This window comes from Niabella aurantiaca DSM 17617 (assembly GCF_000374125.1).
In the GTDB taxonomy this organism is placed as follows: Bacteria; Bacteroidota; Bacteroidia; order Chitinophagales; family Chitinophagaceae; genus Niabella; species Niabella aurantiaca.
Map to the genome: position 1 here is coordinate 1 of NZ_KB893634.1, position 20,052 is coordinate 20,052.

At 45.3% G+C, this 20,052-nt stretch carries 18 protein-coding genes; 10 read left to right on the forward strand and 8 right to left on the reverse strand.

The window, feature by feature from the left end:
• From B160_RS0112805 to B160_RS0112830, 6 genes are all read left to right on the forward strand, one after another.
• On the forward strand, positions 1–263 hold a 263-nt coding region (locus B160_RS0112805), incomplete at its 5' end, for a transposase (protein WP_018627784.1).
• A gap of 11 nt (positions 264–274) precedes the next feature.
• Complete coding sequence (locus B160_RS32545; protein WP_051107167.1) at positions 275–682, forward strand: DUF4372 domain-containing protein; 408 nt, start codon at positions 275–277, stop codon at positions 680–682.
• On the forward strand, positions 648–1,484 hold the full coding sequence (locus tag B160_RS30645; RefSeq protein WP_083927703.1) for an IS4 family transposase: 837 nt from the start codon (positions 648–650) through the stop codon (positions 1,482–1,484). The genes B160_RS32545 and B160_RS30645 overlap by 35 nt, the downstream gene beginning before the upstream one ends.
• Positions 1,485–1,784: 300 nt before the next feature.
• A complete protein-coding gene (locus tag B160_RS0112820; RefSeq protein ID WP_169540051.1) occupies positions 1,785–3,758 on the forward strand; it encodes an LTA synthase family protein in 1,974 nt (657 codons plus the stop codon).
• A 227-nt stretch (positions 3,759–3,985) separates the two neighbouring features.
• On the forward strand, positions 3,986–5,374 hold the full coding sequence (glmM, locus tag B160_RS0112825; protein WP_018628321.1) for a phosphoglucosamine mutase: 1,389 nt from the start codon (positions 3,986–3,988) through the stop codon (positions 5,372–5,374).
• Positions 5,375–5,641: 267 nt separating this feature from the next.
• Positions 5,642–6,769 carry a cysteine desulfurase family protein gene (locus B160_RS0112830; protein ID WP_018628322.1) on the forward strand — a complete coding sequence of 376 codons (1,128 nt, stop codon included), beginning with the start codon at positions 5,642–5,644 and terminating at the stop codon, positions 6,767–6,769.
• A 343-nt stretch (positions 6,770–7,112) separates the two neighbouring features.
• Here B160_RS0112830 and B160_RS0112835 read toward each other — a convergent pair whose 3' ends face one another.
• The 6 genes from B160_RS0112835 to B160_RS0112855 all read right to left on the reverse strand — a co-directional run bounded on the left by B160_RS0112835 (position 7,113) and on the right by B160_RS0112855 (position 13,905).
• The gene (locus B160_RS0112835) at positions 7,113–7,592 is read right to left on the reverse strand and encodes a hypothetical protein (protein ID WP_157558045.1); all 480 of its coding nucleotides are present in this window, start codon (positions 7,590–7,592) and stop codon (positions 7,113–7,115) included.
• A 173-nt stretch (positions 7,593–7,765) separates the two neighbouring features.
• A complete protein-coding gene (locus B160_RS30650; protein ID WP_018628324.1) occupies positions 7,766–8,248 on the reverse strand; it encodes a DUF1573 domain-containing protein in 483 nt (160 codons plus the stop codon).
• Positions 8,249–8,314: 66 nt separating this feature from the next.
• Positions 8,315–10,636 (reverse strand): hypothetical protein, encoded by a 2,322-nt coding sequence (locus tag B160_RS32395; RefSeq protein ID WP_018628325.1) that lies wholly within the window; start codon positions 10,634–10,636, stop codon positions 8,315–8,317.
• A 172-nt stretch (positions 10,637–10,808) separates the two neighbouring features.
• Positions 10,809–11,582, reverse strand: a complete 774-nt coding sequence (locus B160_RS0112850; protein WP_018628326.1) for a LytR/AlgR family response regulator transcription factor — start codon at positions 11,580–11,582, stop codon at positions 10,809–10,811.
• A gap of 288 nt (positions 11,583–11,870) precedes the next feature.
• Positions 11,871–12,059 (reverse strand): hypothetical protein, encoded by a 189-nt coding sequence (locus B160_RS31665; protein ID WP_157558046.1) that lies wholly within the window; start codon positions 12,057–12,059, stop codon positions 11,871–11,873.
• A gap of 34 nt (positions 12,060–12,093) precedes the next feature.
• Positions 12,094–13,905, reverse strand: a complete 1,812-nt coding sequence (locus B160_RS0112855) for an ABC transporter ATP-binding protein (protein WP_040679842.1) — start codon at positions 13,903–13,905, stop codon at positions 12,094–12,096.
• Positions 13,906–14,151: 246 nt separating this feature from the next.
• Between B160_RS0112855 and B160_RS0112865 the strand changes: the two genes are divergently transcribed.
• Both B160_RS0112865 and B160_RS0112870 read left to right on the forward strand, forming a co-directional pair.
• Complete coding sequence (locus tag B160_RS0112865; protein ID WP_018628330.1) at positions 14,152–14,859, forward strand: methyltransferase domain-containing protein; 708 nt, start codon at positions 14,152–14,154, stop codon at positions 14,857–14,859.
• A 49-nt stretch (positions 14,860–14,908) separates the two neighbouring features.
• Positions 14,909–15,706, forward strand: a complete 798-nt coding sequence (locus B160_RS0112870) for a glycosyltransferase family 2 protein (protein WP_018628331.1) — start codon at positions 14,909–14,911, stop codon at positions 15,704–15,706.
• Between the two features lies 1 nt (position 15,707).
• Here the strand turns inward: B160_RS0112870 and B160_RS0112875 are convergent, their stop codons facing one another.
• On the reverse strand, positions 15,708–17,777 hold the full coding sequence (locus tag B160_RS0112875; RefSeq protein ID WP_018628332.1) for a tetratricopeptide repeat protein: 2,070 nt from the start codon (positions 17,775–17,777) through the stop codon (positions 15,708–15,710).
• A 452-nt stretch (positions 17,778–18,229) separates the two neighbouring features.
• On the opposite strand from B160_RS0112875, the gene B160_RS0112890 reads away from it, so the two are divergent.
• Both B160_RS0112890 and B160_RS0112895 read left to right on the forward strand, forming a co-directional pair.
• On the forward strand, positions 18,230–18,919 hold the full coding sequence (locus tag B160_RS0112890; protein ID WP_018628335.1) for a glycosyltransferase family 2 protein: 690 nt from the start codon (positions 18,230–18,232) through the stop codon (positions 18,917–18,919).
• Positions 18,919–19,260, forward strand: coding sequence for a DUF2304 domain-containing protein (locus B160_RS0112895; RefSeq protein WP_018628336.1), 342 nt, complete (start codon positions 18,919–18,921; stop codon positions 19,258–19,260). Before B160_RS0112890 ends, B160_RS0112895 begins: the two co-directional genes overlap by 1 nt.
• A 19-nt stretch (positions 19,261–19,279) precedes the next feature.
• Here B160_RS0112895 and B160_RS0112900 read toward each other — a convergent pair whose 3' ends face one another.
• A complete protein-coding gene (locus B160_RS0112900) occupies positions 19,280–20,023 on the reverse strand; it encodes an AAA family ATPase (RefSeq protein ID WP_018628337.1) in 744 nt (247 codons plus the stop codon).
• Positions 20,024–20,052: the final 29 nt, after the last annotated feature.

Sequence of the window (20,052 nt, forward strand, 5' to 3'; positions counted from 1 at the left end):
CCTATGATAGTGATAAGGCTGACAAAGAGCTTAGAAAACAGCAGGTGGAACTGATCGCGCCACATCGTTCTAACAGAAAGGCCAAACCCACCCAGGACGGACGACCCTTGCGGCGCTATCGAAATCGCTGGAAAGTGGAGAGATTGTTTGCCTGGATTCACAATTATCGAAGATGTTATGTGCGTTACGAATATCATGATACCAACTTCCTGGCCTTTGTTCAAATAGCTTGCATTATGATCATTATGAAAAAATACTTTTGAGATGGCTTCTAATGATAGATAAAGATAAAAAGTTTACCGGACAGCCGGTATTATCACAGCTATTAAATTTGATAAGGAGTTCTTTGATAAACAAGGTTAATAAGAAGTATCATGCAAACCGGTATTATAAAAAGCTACCATTACGGGTACATCTGGTGAGCCTTTTGTACGGGGTATTTAGTTATTGTAATGGCCTGCGTGAGCTATGTGAGGGGCTTTTAGCGTGCGAAGGCCGGCTTGTTCATCTGGGATTTGATAAAGCCCCAGCCCGCAGTACACTTTCAGATGCCAATACCAAAAGAAGTTTCCTGGTATTCGAAATGATTTATACAGAACTGTTAGGGCAATATCACAGTTTTATCTCGGACAGCCGGTTAAAGAGGGTTGAGCATCAGAAATTTAAAGATCATAGACAGTAGTACCATCCAATTGTTCAGCGAGCTGCTTCGTGGAGTAGGACGTAATCCTAAAGAAGGCAGTCGCAAAAAGGGAGGCATTAAAGTACATACGCTGATGGATGCATTCAGTGGAGTGGCAGAATTTGTACGCATGACCGCTGCACGTGAGCATGACCGTAAGTTCCTGTACCAATTGGATTTGCCTGCAAATAGTTGGCTGGTCTTTGATAAGGCCTACAATGTCTATCAGCAGTTTTCAAAATGGACAGTACAAAAGATATGGTTTGTGACCCGAATGAAGGACAATGCGGTATTTCATGTTACAAAAGTATTGGTTGACAGAACGAAGAAGAAAAACGTGGCTGGTGTGCTCAAAGAACAATACATAACGGTTGGGGTAAAACAGAATGGCATTGAACAGGAGCGCTTAAAACTTCGCCGTATTGCCTACAAAAGCAAGGATGGAAAGGTATATGTATTTATCACCAACAATTTTAGCTTACCGGCGAACCAGGTAGCCACTATTTATAAAAACCGGTGGATGATCGAATTACTATTCAAGCAGATAAAGCAAAATTTCCCGTTGCGATATTTTTGGGGTAATAGCGTGAACGCCATTAAAACCCAGGTGTATTGCGTATTGATCGCTCAGTTGCTGATGGTAGTGATCAGAAAAAAAGCAGCCACTAAAAAGTCGTTCGCCAATATGATTACCGTTATCCGGCTGCATTTAATGAGCTATGTATCACTTCTTGAGTTTATCAAAGATTGCTATAAGGCATGGAAGAAAGCAAATGGATCGCCGTTTGCCTTTCAGACATAAAAAAACAAAGGGGTACTCCCCTGAAATTGAAATATTAGTTTTTACCCTGTAACGCTTTACTGTAAAGAGTTACAGCAATTTTAACCCGATTTTAGTCGGACAACAATGATTGTTTTTATATTTCTCCAGCATTTGCAGGGCAGCAGTGTTCCTTACCCCAAGGTATTTTTTTATAAAGGGAGTTTGGATCATTTTTTTAACGTATCTGATTGTTTTATCCGGCATCCCGTAATAAAGCTACCTGTCCCGGGTTCAAAGCTTCTACAAACCGTAACCCGCTTTTGTTTATTTTTACACTTTATGTTATCAAGGCTGAAAATACCGAAAACGATCCTGTGGGTGATCAACACGGGACTGGTACTCTTTGTCTTATTTTTCAGCTTCCGGCTGATCACCTTTTTTGCATTCAAACCACCCGGCATCTCTTTTAGCGACTGTGTTCCTTCAATTGTGCTGGGGATCCAATACGATCTTCGCTGGATCGCTATTTTTCTGCTGCCCATCGTGTTATTCAGCTATCAACGGACCTTCTCCCCCTTTTATTCTGCCCGCAATAAACGCATCTGGACCTGGTACCTGGCGGCGATCACCTTCCTGTTGTTCCTGTTCTTTATTGCAGATATGGTGAGCTTTTCCTATAACCGGACCCGGCTGGATGCCGGCGCTATGAATTTTGTGGAAGATCCGGGCATTTCGCTCAACATGATCTGGCAAACCTATCCGCTGATCTGGATCCTGGTGGGACTGGCTGCCGCTGTTGTTTGTTTTAAATGGGCCCTGAATAAAAGCCACTGGCAGGTCATCAACCTCACAGATGGAAAGGCCATTATGCATCGCAGAATGCCGTTTGTAATTACGGCTCTTCTGCTGGGCCTTTTCATTTATGGCAAGATCGATGACGCACCGCTGAAATGGAAGGATTCCTTTGCGCTCAAAGACAGTTTTAAAACCTACCTCGCGCTGAATCCGCTTCAGAATTTTTTTTCCACTATGCGGTTCCGCAAACCGGTGATCAACGAAAAAGGCGCCCGGGAAGCCTTTCCCATTATGGCAGAGTTCTTACAGTTTCCACCCAGGGCCTCCTTTGGATTTAAACGCACCGTTGCCCCCCACAGTGCAGCCCTGGAAAGCAAGCCCAATGTAGTGCTGGTGATCTGCGAGTCGTACAGCATGTACAAAAGCAGCATGAGCGGCAACCTCCTGAATGCCTCCCCCTACTTCGATTCGCTGAGCAGGCAAGGCGTCTTTTTTGAGCGTTGTTTTACGCCGCATTTTTCCACCGCCAGGGGGCTTTTTGCCATTTTAACCGGCACGCCGGATGTTCAGCTATTCAAATTTTCTACACGCAACCCCGAGGCCATTGACCAGAATACCATCATCAATAATTTTACGGATTATTCGAAACACTATTTCCTCGGCGGGGATCCGGGATTCAACAATTTTGAGGGCCTGCTCAGGAACATCGACAGCCTCCAGCTACATACCGAGCAAACGATCAATGCCCCGCGGATCAATGTCTGGGGCGTCAGCGACAAGGATCTTTTCCTGGCGGCGAACGATATTTTTAAAACAGAGCAACAGCCTTTTTTCGCGATCATACAAACTTCCGACAATCACCGGCCTTATACCATACCGGAAACGGACAGCGACTTTCATAAGAAAGAAGTTCCCAAAGAAATGCTGCAGGAGAACGGATTTGAGTCACTGGAAGAATACAATACCTTCCGCTATGCAGACTATTCCATTCAAAAGTTTATGGAGGCCGCTGTGCGGGAAGACTATTTTCACAATACGATCTTTGTCTTTATCGGTGATCATGGGGTGGCCGGCAATGCCACCAGCGTTTATCCAGCGATCTGGACCACCCTCCGCCTTTCGGACGAGCACGTTCCGTTCCTGATTTACGCGCCCTACCTCGTAGCACCCCAGTTAAGAAAAGAAACGGTTTCGCAGATCGATGTACTGCCTACCATTGCCGGTCTGCTCCAGCGCCCTTACGACAATTTCACACTGGGCCGCGATCTTCTTGCGCCCGGAAAAAAGGGAAACCTCGCATTCATTACCAATACGGCCGGCAAGATCGGCATTGTTACGGACCAGTTCTATTACGTCAAAAGCCTTGATTTTGCAGAAGAGGACCTGGCACCGATCGATACTTCTGCTTTCTATTCCCCTGCGGTGCTGGATTCCGTGCAAAAAAGAATGAGCGCCCTCACAGATGCCTATTACCAAACGGCTCAATACCTGCTGCTTAATAACAAAAGAGAGCCGTAGTACCCTGCTGTTTTTTGCATGCTTTACCAGCGTTTTTATGCCTGAAGATCCCGTTTTAGCTTCCACATAACCGGTTACCGCATTCGGGGAAACCGTATTTGCGTCTTTTCAATAAAAGTAATGTTATAACTAAAATAATGTCGCTTAAGGAGTGTACTTTTGCAACCGCAATAAGCTTTTGGTGGTCAATTACAGGGCTTTTATTCTAAAAATTAAAATAACATACTGTGTCTCTTATAAAAAGTATATCCGGGATCCGCGGAACGATCGGTGGAAAAACGGGAGAAACCCTTTCCCCGGTAGACGTGGTTAAGTTTACTGCAGCTTATGGAACCATCCTCAAAAAATCGGCTTCAGCATCCCGAAAAATAAAAGTAGTGGTAGGGCGCGACGGGCGTATCAGCGGGCCGTTGATCAGTAACCTGGTTACAGCAACCCTCAGCGCGCTGGGGATCGATGTGGTGGACCTGGGGCCCAGTACTACCCCAACGGTGGAAATAGCAGTACCGATGGAAAAAGCCGACGGAGGCATTATTCTTACGGCAAGTCACAACCCCAAGGAATGGAATGCGCTTAAGTTGCTGAATAAGGACGGAGAATTTATTTCAGCCGACCTGGGCAGGGAGCTCCTGGACATCGCCGAAGCAGAACATTTTGAGTTTGCAACGGTTGACAAACTGGGCATCACAGAACAGAACGACACGTATATGCAAAAGCATATTGATGCCATCCTGGCCTATCCGCTGGTTCAAAAAGAGGCCATCGCAAAGAAAAATTTCAAGGTGGTGGTAGACGCCATTAATTCTACGGGTGCTGTTTTTGTTCCGGCTTTACTAAAGGCCCTGGGGGTAGCGGAAGTGATCGTTCTGAACAGTGATGTAACCGGTAACTTTGCCCACAACCCTGAACCGCTTCCGGATCATTTAACGGAATTGTCCAGCGTGGTAGTAAAAGAAAAAGCACACCTTGGTATTGCTGTGGATCCGGATGTAGACCGTCTTTGCTTTGTTAACGAGGACGGAAGCATGTTTGGAGAGGAATATACGCTGGTGGCTGTAGCGGACTATATCCTTTCAAAACGTCCGGGCAATACCGTAAGCAATATGAGCAGTACCAAAGCGCTGAAAGAGATCACCCTCAGGCACGGGGGAGCCTATTATCCGTCGGCCGTGGGAGAAGTAAATGTTGTTACCAAAATGAAGGCCGTGGATGCGGTTATCGGAGGAGAGGGCAATGGCGGGATCATTGTACCCGATTTTCATTACGGACGTGATGCCCTTATCGGCATCGCACTGTTCCTGAGCCACCTGGCCAACCAAAAGGGAAGCATTAAATCGCTCAGGGGTATGTACCCGGATTACTTTATAAGCAAAAATAAAATTGAGCTGGATAAGAATACCGACCTGCCGTCCATCTTTGCCCGGATCAAGGAGAAATACAGCAAATTACCGCTGAATGACGAAGACGGTCTTAAGATTGAGTTTGATGATGACTGGGTGCATTTGAGAATGTCGAATACAGAGCCTATTATCCGCATTTACTCAGAAAGTGATTTTGAACTGAAAGCCAGGAATATTGCGCAGAAACTGATGCAGGATATAAAGGAGAGTATGTAGACCTTGGATAAGAGATACTAAAGGGCGTTCCTGCATTTGTTTCAGGTTGAAAGTTCAATCAACAGGAGCCAATCAGGAACCGTTAGATTTCGCATCGTACCCGGAGGTTTATTGATACCGGTTTGATCCGGTTTTATGCTTGATGCTCCATGGCCTGTTACCGATTGCCTTTCCCGTAGTCTACAAAATATATATGCCTTAGCTTTCTTAACTTTGCAGATCGTTTTTCCCGGAAAGAGCGTTACCGGTTAGAAGGAAGGAACATTCATGAAAAAGATATATTTAGACAATGCCGCTACGACTTGCCTCGACAAGGAAGTGCTGGATGCGATGTTACCCTATATGACCACGGGCTTTGGGAACCCATCTTCAGTTTATTCTTACGGGCGGGAAACAAGGCTTGCGGTGGAGACAGCCCGGAAAACAGTAGCCCGTCATCTAAATGTAAAACCGGGCGAGATCTTCTTCACCTCGGGCGGCACAGAAAGCAACAATACAGCCATTAACGCCGCGATCCGGGACCTGGGTTGCACACATATCATTACCTCGGGTATTGAACATCATGCGGTGCTGCATACAGTAGAGCACTATAGCGACGGGAATACGGTCACCCACAGCCTTGTGCACCTGCTGCCCAATGGCCACGTGGACCTGAAGGACCTGGAACAGCAGCTGGCAGCGCAGGAACGCAGGTGCCTGGTAACCCTGATGCATGCCAACAACGAAATAGGAAACCTGCTGGCCATTAACGCCGTAAGCTCCCTGTGCAGGAAATACGGAGCCATTTTTCATTCAGACTGCGTACAAACCGTAGGCCACTATCCTATCGACCTGCAACGCATCGATATTGATTTCATCTCCGCATCCGGCCATAAATTTCACGGGCCAAAGGGCTCGGGCATTCTATATGTAAACGCCAACCTTCAGATTAAGCCATTCATATTTGGTGGCGGACAGGAACGAAATATGCGCGCCGGAACAGAAAACGTCTATGGCATTGTTGGCTTTGCCAGGGCCCTGGAGCTGGCCATGAGCCGCTATGAAGAAGAAGCAGCCTACATCCGGGAGCTGAAGCAGTATATGGCGGAACAATTGCAGAAGAAGATCCCGGAAGTAACCTTTAACGGCGATGCATTTGGCAGTTGTTTATACACCGTTCTAAGCGCATCATTTCCCCAGACTGAGCGGTCCGAAATGCTGTTGTTCAATCTTGACATTCACAATATCTGCGTTTCCGGCGGAAGTGCCTGCAGCAGTGGCGCCAGCCAGGGCTCACACGTTATTGCCGCGCTCGGTACGGCACCGGACCTGGTACCCGTTCGCTTTTCATTTAGCAAATACAATACAAAAGAGGAAATCGACCATACGATCGATCAGCTGAAAGAGCTGTTGTAGGAGATTTCTGCACAGGCGGAGTTTTAAGGCTTTCTCAAAAACAAGCAGCCCTCTCATAAAATTCCTTTCATCAAAACGAGACAGGGGAGATGCTGCAAAGGGCCTCCCTGAAAATGCGAATAGGAGATCAAGTCATCACGTATTGATGGACTACCTTTCTGGGTGGCTCAACAATAACAGTACTTTAGATCGTTCGTCGTTTATAGATGAATATCACTTTTCCGCCGCCGGCATAGCATAACACCCCATTCACAGTTGACCTTTAGCAAAATTGGGGCAATCGCCCCAATTTCTCTCCGTCAAAAAAAATCTTCTATGTCTACACTAATGCTCTAAAGCATTGCTACTCAATTTCAACAAACTGATCAGACCCTGAATCTTCCGCGTAAAATACTGAGTTACCATTACGGGTAAGCTTTATACTGCCGTTGCTGTATACTGCCTGTTTGACACCCGTATGTTCAATCTCAGGCAATCTTACCGGTTTCGCGTTTCCTCTTTGAACAATGGCAATACCCGGAGAGTTATCGATTTTATAACCATACACAACTGCTAATGACTCGCTTCCGGTTACCGCTTTATATAACACTTTCGTCCGGGCGGAATAGGTCGTATCCTTTAAATCAATATCCTTAACAGATACAGTGGATTTGTCATTTACATAGGCTTCAACAATTGTGGAATCCTTTGCCTTGTAGTGGCTTTGTATATCCTCGATCGATTCGATGGGCGTCTCACCCTTCAGATTTTTATCCTCATCCTTGCAGGAAATAATCGTCAATACAAATAGCAGACAAACGGAGGACAGTAGTTTTATTCTCATATCTCTTTAATTTTTTGCAAAGGTAAAACAAAGCGCAAAGAAAAACGATAGGAGAGGAATTTTATAACATTTCTATAGAAAGTTTCTCAACCACTCCATCTGTTTTGTCAGCCATACCTCACCTTTTGACTCGACATTTCGACGAAACGATTACATAAAATTCCCGGACAATGCTATTCAATCACCTCGGCTTTAAAAGTGAGTATATGACCTGTATGCGGCGAGGTATTCGCATTTACAAAAATCTGCTTTACATGTGTGGCCGCCGCCTGCATCTTTGTATAAAACACAGCCCTGATCACGCCTTTTTTGCCCGGCAAAACCGGTTCTTTTGGCCACTCGGGAGTAGTGCAGCCACAACCTGCCTTAACGTCCGATATAATCAGGGGCTTATTACCCGTATTGATAAAACGGTAGACCATTGCTGCAGAATCGCCTCTTTTCAGGACTTTAAGATCCCTGTATGTGGAGTCTTCCCATCGGAGCGTTGTAAAATTTGCAGAGTCCTTCAAAATATCCGGGATCATGTTATTCCTATCCGGAAGTTTTCCCTTGGCGGTTGGTTTTGTTTCGCTCCGGTCCGAATGTCCGTTGCAGGCATAAAAAAAAATGGCAAAAAAGACCAGCCCGGAATACTGTCTGATTATTTGATTCATATGTAAAAAAATAAAAAGTAAAGAGGCTACCGTTGGTAGCCTCTTACTATCTATAAAGTAGTTTGTTTACTTTATTTTCTGACCCTGAGCTTTCAGGATGATTGCCCCGTCATCAGGATTGTTAGACGGAATGGTCTGAATTTTTAATTTCAGTAACACGTCGTCTTCTCTTTTGGTCACGTTCGGAATGAACTTACCATTGAAGTAGAATCCTTCGCAAGCAAAGTTCTGATTGCTCGGCCAGGGACCATCAAAGTAGCTTCCGTGTGTCGGGTTTGCACCATAAGGAGCGATATAACCCTTAGGACCAGTCCAGCTGTATTGGTAGTTACCCAGGTAAGGATAGTTCGGGTTGAACGGACCTACTACCGCGCGGGTAATTTTACCACCGTTATAAATACGGTAGTTCACCTTCAGGTAACCATTGTACAACCAGATACCATCGTACTGATATGATGAGCTGTTTGTTGGTTCCGGAACGTCATAAGTACCAAAATTAGGATCATTTACTGTAAAGGTCTCTGTACCATTGTAGGCTACGAAAGGCGCAAAGAGGTAGGGAGGAGGAGTCAGATCATAAGAATCTCCATTTGCTCCGTTCTCGCGGCTGTAATCATTTGCCGCACCACTTCCATCCTGGTCACCTGAAGAATTACCCGGAGCGCCGGTAGCACCACGATCGTTAAGGCTAAACCAGATATTGTACCAATTCTGAAGATTCAGCGTACGGCTTCCACCAGGGAAAGGCTCGGTTGCACCAGGCCAGGGAGTACCAGGGATAGATCCTGTTTGATAAGTTTTTGCCAAAGGACCACCCGGAACTTCACCGGTGTTAATGATATCGCGCAGGCTCCACTGAGAAGCACGGCCACCGTCATCATCATAACCTTTAGGTGTACCAAACATATAATGGAAATCGATAGAACCTGTTTTCCGTGCAGCTTTCCAGGCCTCACCCAAACCTTTTTCAGTAACAGCTTCCAGGTCAATGGTCTTTTTCAGATCATAGTCTTCACCTGTACCTGTATTCACCTGAGGAGCTTTTTTCCACATCGGCCAGAAATCAACCAGGTCGCCAATCGCCCATCCGGTTTGAGTACCGCTTGGAGAACGCCCTGCTTCTGCATACTGCCAGTAGCAAAGCGGGTTATTGGTGCTACCAACAGGGAATGAAGATGCATTTTCAGACAGACGGTCGTAGTCGGCCTGAGAGAACGTGTAGATATTGGTCGGGCTCACGCCAACAGGAGCAACTGGAGGTGCGCTTTTACCGTATCTTAAACCACCACCGGTGGCTTGCTGACCCGGAAGACCTGAAGGATTCCAGGGCGCAGGATTCGCATATGCACCGGTAAGCGGGTTAGGAGGATTGTTGGTTCCACCGCCCTGGGCGCCTACAGAAACACCTGCAGCTACACCGGCAGCTCTTACAGCAGCCATGAAAGCAGCATTCTTAGGATCTTTTGTATAGATGAACTGACGTCCCACAACGTTTGGCACAAGAGGAATAATACCAAAAAGGTCATTTGTGCTTGTCGGAATCATGTAGAGCTGGTTGGTAGATGTCAACGCCGCATCAATAAACATGATCTCACGACCGTTAAAGGTGTACCAATCCGGGTATTCAGCGATCCGCTGCTCTACATCTACGCGGTTCAGTTCGTAGGAAGAGTTGATCTTAATGTCTTTATTCACCATCAGCGCGGTATCGTGATAGGTACCAAGGCTGTTCAGCTTCGTTACATTAGGACCTTGTAATTGATTCAGTGAAATGTCAAGGAAGAATACACGGGGTGTAGCTGTTACGCCGATGGCAATGCCATTTGCGGGCCATGCACCTCCTGCTTTAGGACCAAATAGTTTGGAATCGGTGGTATTAAACCAATAGTCTCCATTCTGACCATTGGCTGCCGTAGGATTACCAGGACCAGCCAGGAAGTTAGTACCGTTAGCACCTGCAGCGCCGGTTGCACCTGTAGCGCCGGTTGCACCTGTGGCGCCATTCGCCCCATTCGCGCCGGTTGCACCTGTAGCACCATTCGCCCCATTCGCGCCGGTTGCACCTGTAGCACCAGTTGCGCCTGCAGCACCAGCTAATGAAGTACCTGTGCCCCAACCTGAATTAGTTTTCGGACCATACAGCAGTTTACCGGTTTTGTCGAAATAAAAATCGTTCACGGCACCGTCATTTGCGCCAGGAGCGCCGTTACCGGCAATAATTTGGGTTCCATCAGCACCGGTTGCACCTTGAGGACCTTGAGCGCCCGCAGCACCAGCAGCACCGTCAGGACCCGCAGGACCTGCAGGACCGGTGTCTCCTTTCTTACAAGAATCCAGACCTGTAAGCAGGGAAGCTAGAACTAGGACGGATAAGAATGTACGTCTCATAAAAGTTTAATTTAATTTTATTGACTAGTTAATGATTAAATAATGCCTACTCTAAGAACTGCTTTTCGGCTTACGCAGGGTTGATTTTTTTATTATGCCACAAGAATACGATGTTCTGTTTTTACTTTTACTAACAAAGGACATAAAGTGATTTTTGAAGGACGAAACGCATTTAAAAAACAATACGTCCTTCATTTTTGCGCTTATCCGAAACAATTTTATACAAACGGCTCATGCCAATTTTGCTAAGGGATTTGTTAATTTCATTCCCGTTGGTCAATTTTAACTTGCACTCTTTATTAAACACATCACTATCAAGATACACGATCTTTGAAATGTTAATGATGGTGCTTTTATCAATCCGGACAAGCTCTTTTAAATGAATGCGCTGATCAATGAACGTGATGTTTTCATTAACCGTTTTCTGAGTACCGTCTTTAAATGTGATCTCACAAATGTTGCGGTTGGATTCTACAAAAAGAATATCCCGCTGGTTCACATACAGCAGCGACCGGTTGGCTTTTAATGTAATAAAATGATCTTCAATAGCGTCTTTTGATTCTTCATACAAAAGGCCAATGACCCGGCTTACGGACTTCCGGAGATCATTGGAATTAATGGGTTTCATGATCAGCGATGTAACGCCGATGTCAATAATGCTCTGCAGCTGGCTCAGCTGATTGGGAGACGCCGCAACAATGATTTTAACCCGGAATATTTTTTGTTTTATAAGGTTCTCTATTATTTCAAATTCCTTATTCTTTAATAACTTAAGATCAAATATGAGGATATCCGGCCGGTGCAAAAAGATCGCACCGATGGCTTGTTCCATAGTGGAGCAATAATCCAGGAATTGCAATTGGTTATCAGTTACACTTTCTATTTTAAATTTCAGCAAATTCCATGAAACCTTGTCCTCCTCAACAATCTGAATTTTAAAACTCATAGATAATCACAGCTTGTTTTATAATAAGTTAGTTTTTCGCAGTTATGTTTTTACAAATGACAACCCCTAACATCTTTAACCCCATAACAGAAAAAAACGCATTGGTAGGTGCAATATATATTAACTTTTATAAAAATATTAACTTTTTTTCATAATTTTTTTTTCACAATTATTACAACATATTCATAATAAGCGTTTTATGAAATTGTTTTTCACAAAAAAATAATGCTTCTGAAAAGCCGGGAAAGGGAAAAAGTGATTTTGCTATGTGCAGAAGATCCGTCAGAACTATTGAAGCCCTGAGCGGGGTGTTTCTATTTTTCGCGGGTGCGGCAGAACAATGCAGGCGATCTGGAGCCATACAGGCTGACCCGGCACGCTCGAATTGAAAAAGACCATCCATCGCCCTGCAATGATCTCTTCTTCCGAAGACCGGAAAGGAAAAACAAAAGCAGTCATATGATCTCTCAGCCCCATCGCGGGGTATATTAAAAACTAAACAACTTACCTGTCAGGACGGGAGCGGCTCATACACTTCCTTTTTGCGCTCACCGATCTGCTGCCGCCACATTGCATAGTAGAGTCCTTTCTGTTCGAGCAATGCTTCGTGGTTTCCGGTTTCAACAATCTCTCCTTTTTCCAGTACATAGATCCTGTCAGCATGCAAAATGGTGCTTAGCCGGTGAGCGATCAGTACCGTTATCTGGTTCTTTTTGGAAGAAACAACTTTTATGGTTTTGGTGATCTCTTCTTCCGTGATCGAATCCAGTGCTGAAGTAGCCTCATCAAAGATCAGGAGGTTCGGATGCCGCAGCAACGCCCTTGCAATGGCAATGCGCTGTTTTTCACCGCCGCTGAGTTTTAATCCGCCCTCGCCGATCACTGTATCCAGTCCGTTCTCCGCCCGGGCCAGCAGACCGGTACAGCTGGCCTTTTCCAAGGCATCGGCCAGATCATTGTCTGTAGCCTGGGGGTTTACAAACAACAGGTTTTCCCGGATGGTTCCGGCAAACAGCTGAGTATCCTGCGTTACAAAACCGATCTGCACCCGCAGCTGGTCAAAATCGATCGCATCCCCATTTACATGATCGTAACAGATCGTTCCTTTTGCCGGCCGGTACAGGCCTACCAGTAATTTCACCAGCGTACTTTTCCCCGATCCGCTCGGGCCTACAAAGGCGATCGTTTCGCCCTTCGTTACGGCAAAGGAAATATCATTCAGCGCATTGAACTGAGCTGTCTGGTGCCGGAATACCACGTTGTTAAATTCCAGCGTTTCGATCATCCCGATCTGCCGGGGCTGTACCGGCCGGGGCTCCGCTTTCCGCTGCATGAGTTTGTGAAAATTATACAGCGAAGCTTCGGCCTCACGGTAAGAAATGATGATGTTCCCGATCTCCTGCATCGGGCCAAAAATAAAAAATCCATAAAACGACAGGGAAAGGTATTGTCCCGGGGAAATGGCATCCTTATAGATCAGCCACAGCAAGGTAAATGCAATCACCTGTTGCAGAAAATTCACCATCGTACCCTGTATAAAGCTCAGCGCCCGGATGCTCTTTACTTTCTTCAGCTCCAGCCCGAGTATCTTAAAGGTATTGTTATTAAGCCGCCGCACCTCCTGCTCGGTCAATCCAAGGCTTTTCACGATCTCAATATTGCGCAGGCTTTCTGTTGTAGTACCGGCCAGCGCGGTCGTTTCTTTTACAATATTTTTCTGGATCACCTTGATGCGCCGGCTGAGCAGACTGGTTACGTAGGCAATGGCAAAAATTCCGATTGCATATACCGGCATGATGGACCAGTGCAGCTGAAATGCATATACAGAAACAAAAACGATGCTTACAATAATGACAAAAAAAACATTGATAAAACTGGTAATGAATTTTTCCGTATCGGTCCGCACTTTGGTCAGGATCGAAAGCGTTTCCCCGCTCCGTTGGTCTTCAAAATCCTGGTAAGGAAGCCGCATGGAGTGTTTTAAGCCATCCGTGAATATAGTAGCCCCGAATTTCTGAATGATCACATTTACAAAATAGTCCTGGAACGCCTTGGCGATACGGCTTACCATTGCTGTACCAATGAGCAGCATAAGGAAGAAGAAAAGCCCGTGCTGCCCCTTCGCGCCAAAAAGATACTGGTGCTCCGTACGCGGCAGGGTTTTCGCCGGATCAAAATGATGCGGGTGGGTGGCAAAAAGATCGAGCAGCTTTCCGCTGATCAGCGGGGCAAAAAGCGAAAAAACCTGGTTTACAGCTGCCAGTAATAGCGCCAGCATTACCAGCCAGCGATAAGGTTTTATGTATTGAAGGAGAATGCGCATAGGTGATAACGGATTCTAAAATTTACGCCAAAATAAAAATTTCCTGTTTACCGTGAAATTTTTCTTTACTCCAACAAACAAACGAAACAAAAGTTTGCGCTCGTAGGTCTGCAACGCAGGCAGTTTAAAAGCTGCCATTTCAATAGCTTGCAGCAAAAAAACAGGAGCATCCGCTATATGAATCATTCAATTGACTATTTTTATGCCGAATAAAATTTTCTGCAAAAAAACCGAGCCAATATTCTTATGAGCAACAGTATTAGTTACACTCCTTTGGAAAAACTGTCTGTAGGTAATCCCGTTCACCGGATCAATTATCTCAAAAAGGCATGCACCGGCAGAAATGTGCTCGATCTTGGATGTTATGACGAAACTGCACTGGTAAAAAATGACTCGGGCTTTTATCTTTTTGATGAGATTTCCGCAGTCTGTAAAACGCATATCGGTGTGGACAATTCCGCACAGATGCCGGAGGAGGGGATTTTATATACCGAAAATATCAAAATGTTGAAAGGAGACATTTATCATCTCGAAAAACTGGATTTTAACCACCAGGAAATCGATGTTATCATCGCAGGTGAGCTTATCGAACATTTACCCGACACGCTCATGTTCTTAAAAAAAATGAAAAGCATGTTTCAGGGAAAAAGGCTTATATGTTCAACACCCAATGCTACTTCTTTTTTTAATCTCGGGCTTGCGTTTATCAAAAGAGAATCCGCCCATAAAGATCATTTTCAAGTGTATTCTTACAAAACCCTGAATACATTATGCCGGAATGCCGGGTTCGGACATTGGCACATTATCCCGTATCACGTACGATTTACCGAAATGATTCTGAACTCACGTGGCTTAAAAAAGGAATTGGTAAAGATTTCCGAGAAGCTGGTGAATTTTATGGAATATTGTTTTCCTTTAACCGGAGGAGGTTATATTATAGATATAGTACTTTAAGCCATCCGGAATCATTTATTTTGTACCTAACCATTAATGCCCCTATTTCATGCCGGATAAAACGCATACATTCGTGATACCTGCTTATAAGGACTCTCCACATCTGGAGAACTGCGTAAAAAGTTTGCTACAGCAAACCAGGCCGACAAATATTCTTATCGCCACTTCTACCCCATCTGATCATATAAAAAATATTGTAGCTCGTCACCACATCCCTTATTTTATCTCCGATGAAACCAGCTCTATTGCCGGCGACTGGAACTTTGCCATGAGTAAGGCAACTACACGGTATGTGACCATTGCCCACCAGGACGACCTCTACGATAAAGACTTTACAAAAGAAGTACTTACCAGGCTGAACCAATCTCAAAACAAAAAACCATTAATGGTATTTACAGGTTATACGGATCTTGTAAATGGAGCAGAACGAAAAAGGTCGCTTAACGCTTTTGTAAAAAACGCTCTGCTTTTTCCATTTCGCATCAAAAATACGATTCAGAATAAATGGGTCAAAAAAGCGGTATTGGCCCTTGGCAATTCTATTTGTTGTCCGTCGGTTACCCTGGACCGGCAGAGCATTCAGGAAATACAATTCTCAAACCGATACACCTGTGTGCTGGACTGGGTAGCCTGGCTGGCCCTTGCCAAACAAAAAGGGGCTTTTATTTATATCGAGAAAAAACTTGTAAAGCATCGCATCCATGAAGATTCAGAAACAACCAACCAGATCAAAATAGGAAAACGCCAACAGGAAGAACTGACGGTTTTGCAGTCTATATGGGGTAAATCTATAGGGCAACTGATCTCAAAGGTCTATACAAGGGGGCTGAATGATAATAAAATTTAACTTACCGTTTCTGGTCAATCGCCCATTTTAAATTGGCCGGTGCATTCGGATGTTTCGGGTTCAGCTGCAAAGCTTTTTGGCAGGCTTCCCGGGCCTTATCCCACTTTTTTAACATGTTGTAGGCTGCACAGATATTGTTATATGCGTCTGCGTTATCCGGGGCTATAGACAGTACCTGTTCACAGGTTCGGATGCACTCCTCATACTTCCCTGCATTGTACTGTTCCAGACTGATATTGATGTAATTAATTACGGAAACCGCATCGGTAATATTTTTTGGCGGTGGTATTATCGCTTTTCGTTGCCGGGCAGCCTGTAAATACTGCAGGGCTCCCGGATCACCGGGGCTTAACTGCAATACGATAGCGGCGGTTTGCTTTAACTTGTCCCACATACCCAACGCCTGGCAGGCGCCCATTAAGACTTTATAGGATATATAGGACCTGCTGTTGATTGCCAGGGCTTTTTCCGCCAGGTTTTTTGCATCTTCAAACTTGTTCTGCTCCAGGTAATAGCGTGCAAAATAGCTGTAACTCTCATCATCATTCGGCGCCAATACCAATGCCGTAGTAAAGTTCTCTACGGCCTTGCTGTGCTCTCTCAGTCCGCCATAGGCAATACCCAGGTTAATATACAAAAGATTATACCCTGAATTGAATTCTTTGGCCTTATTGAATAAGACAACCGCCTGTTTGTAATCACCCTTTGCCATCAGTGTCAATCCATAGTTCATCCACCCCCTGCCGTTCTTTGGGCTTTTTTCAGTTACGTCCTTCCACAAGGACTCTTCATTATCCCAAACCTGGTTACGCTTATATACGCCAAATGCATTGGCCAGGATAATCAGCAGAAACCCGGCCACCAGGTATCTATAATTTTTATGCCTGAGAAAAACCGATTTGCGTTTTGTGACGAACAAGCTCAATGCCGTCACTACACTCAAGGTCAATCCGACAAAAGCAAAATACATCCGGTGGTCATTCATAACCTCGGCAAAGGGTACCAGCGATGTCGGCAACAGTGAAGCCGCAAACCAGATCAGCCCAAATGCTACCGGCCGGGTTGCAGGGCGACGGGAGGTCTTAAAAATCGTAATCACCAATGCAATAACGAACAACACGCCTATAAGGATCCGGAAGTCAAGCGGGTTGCTGATCACCCCCAGATCTGTATCAGCGCTCAGATCAAAGGGCAAAAAGAACGACCGGAAATAATGAAACCAAACATAGGTTTGTGTGAGCCAGCTATAGCCCAGCGGATTTGACATTCCATGAGATGTCGACACTTGAGTTATTTTTGAAAGGGTATATAACTGAACCGCCGCAACCACTGCGACCAGGGGCAGCAGCATCCGGATGCTGTTGACCACTTTCCCTATATTCGGCTTTCTGAGGGCATCGTACAGTGAGATCTCCTTTTCAAAAAGAAGGATGTAGAAAAATAATAATATCGGCAATACAGGGACGGTCTCCTTCGCAAAAACCCCAGCCGCAGCCAGCAGGATATATACCCCATATTTTCGCTTCTGCGGATATGTAATATACGTCAGAAAGGAGGCCACAATAAAAAAAGTTGAAAGCACATCCGAGCGCGAGATCATATAATTGATGGTTTCCGCAACCACCGTATGCAGGCCAAACCACCCCGCTCCTGCCAGCGCTATAAACGGGGCCCAGTCAGGACGAATGGCTTTGCGGATCAGCTGCCGATACATAAAAAACACCATGATGCACAAACCGATATGCCATAGGAATGTAGACCATTGAAATACAACCGGGTTCAACCCGCCGGCCAGCGAATAATCGATGGCCAGTGTGGTTGTTACCAGGGGTCGTAATCCCCTGTGCGTAGGGCTGGTACTAAACAGATCCGCATTGGTAAAGAACTCAGGAATATTACTCAAATTGCGGATCGCCAAATTTTCCTGAATGGTATGACTGTCGTCAAAATGAAAACCGTTGTCAAAATGGTTGGCGTAGGCGAGCAGCAATAAAATCAATAATAATAAGCCGGAAATAAGCAGGCTTTTTCGTTTCTTCGTTTTTACGGGAGCTACAATTATTTTGGTCATAAGCTTTATTGTTCTCTTCAGCCCCAGCGGAATCAACACCAGGTCATAAACGTCCGCTAGCCGAAAAGCATGGTGCGCAAAGTTAACCCAAATTGCATAATGCTGTACAAATCGCTGGAATTTGCTCTTGGTGATCCGGGTGTGGCCGGAATAAACTGCACCAGATTTTCAGGTAAAGGCAGAGCGCATTTCATTTAATGCTTTGGGAAAAGTATGGTTTTATAAAATCCAGAACGGATCGGAAGTCTTTTGATGAAAATCAAAAGCTGCTTTTACAGGCCCGGGCACTGAAGGCTTCTGCTATAAAGTTAAGGAGTTTATTTATTGCAAAAAACGAAAAACACGCGTAAAAATCTTTTTACATTGCGGGGCCAGACGAGTCTTTTGCCTGCGCATTTGCGAAAACCCGAATGACCGGCTTATATTTGTATATAAAATAAAACTAATAGTACATGAGCTTCAGCAATTCCATATGCGTGGTCATCCCCACTTACAATGAGGCCGGAGTGATAAAGGAAACACTGAATGATCTGCTTACATATGGTTATACGATCGTTCTTGTAGACGATGGATCGTCAGACAACACCAAAGAAATGATCATAGGTCTGCCGGTATATTATTTACGCCACGCGGTAAACCTCGGTCAGGGAGCCGCCATTCAAACTGGACTCAACTTTGCCAGAGGGCTTCCCGGCTGCGACTATTTTGTTACGTTTGATGCAGACGGGCAGCACCCCGCGGAAAAAATAAGGCCGATGACCGAGTTTCTTATTTCGAAGAACCTGGATATTGTACTTGGTTCCCGGTTTCAGGGAACCAAGGCGCTCAATATGAGCAGAACCCGGACGATGCTGCTAAAGATGGCAAGGATCGTTAATTATTTTTTTTCCGGGCTTTTTCTTACCGACGCGCACAACGGATTCCGGGTAATGAACCGGAAGGCGATCGAAGCCATCCATCTGAACGAAAACGGAATGGCCCATGCCACAGAGATCCTGATGCAGATCAGGGACAAAAAACTGACATACGATGAATTCCCTGTGGTGATCACTTATACAAATTATTCCCTACAAAAAGGACAACAAAATCTCGACAGCATTAAAATTCTGCGTCAAATACTCATCAATAAACTTTTCAAATAATGAACAGCATTCAGATCATACTGATCATCTGCGTTTCGCTGATGACCTTATACATCACCAGTATTTTCAAGCCAAACAAGATACTCATCCTTCTTTTATTCCTGTCCTGTGTCTTTATCATTGTCTTCCCGGACGAGTTAACAGGAATCGCGCATCTGGTTGGCGTAAACAGAGGTGTGGACCTGCTCTTTTATTTCACTTTCCTTTTCCTGTTTCTCACTATTATCGTTTTGTACAAAAAAATCAGGGACCTGCAAAAGAAGATCACCCAGATCATCAGGAACGACGCAGTCAGCAATGCCCTGCACCACGAAAAAGATCCGTCAGCTGGCGGGCAGTAGAACCGGCATCCCGGATCTTTCATGCACCGCCGATCCCCAATTTTGCCAGCATGCCGGCCGGATCGCTGAAAAAGGCTTTGTAGATCGTATAATATGCGGTTTCTTTAAACGTAACAACCCCGGGTTTGGGCAGGGAGAGATCGATGATCCTCGCATTTGGATAGGAAAGAATGATCGGGGCATGTGTGGCAATGACCAACTGGCTTTCTGCCCGGACCAACTCGTGCATACGCACCAGAAATGCCAGCTGCCGTTGCGGCGAAAGGGCTGCCTCCGGCTCATCCAGGATATAGAGTCCCTGGCCATGAAACCGGTGCATAAATAAAGAAAAAAAGGATTCCCCATGGGATTGGGAGTGCAGCGATTTGTTGCCATAATGCTGTAATAATCCCGGCTTTTCTGTTTCCAGGTCGTCAACATACGAAGCTGTATTGTAAAAGGATTCGGCACGGAAAAAAAAGCCGTCCCGTGGTTTGATGATCCCTCTTCCGATCCGCAGAAAATCAGACAACGATGAATGGGTTTTTCTGGTGGTAAAAGAAAAGTTCCGTGAGCCGCCTTCAGCATTGAATCCATATTGCACCGCAAGCGCTTCCAGCAATGTTGATTTGCCGGATCCGTTTTCCCCGATGATGAACGTTACCTTTGGATGCAGGAACACTTTTTTCAGCGACCGGATGGCAGGTATTGTAAACGGATAGGCATCAGCAGTTGTATGCTCCTTAACGATCTCAAAATAATTTATGTATTGTCGCTTTATCATACACGCATCGAAAAACCAACCCTTCCAAA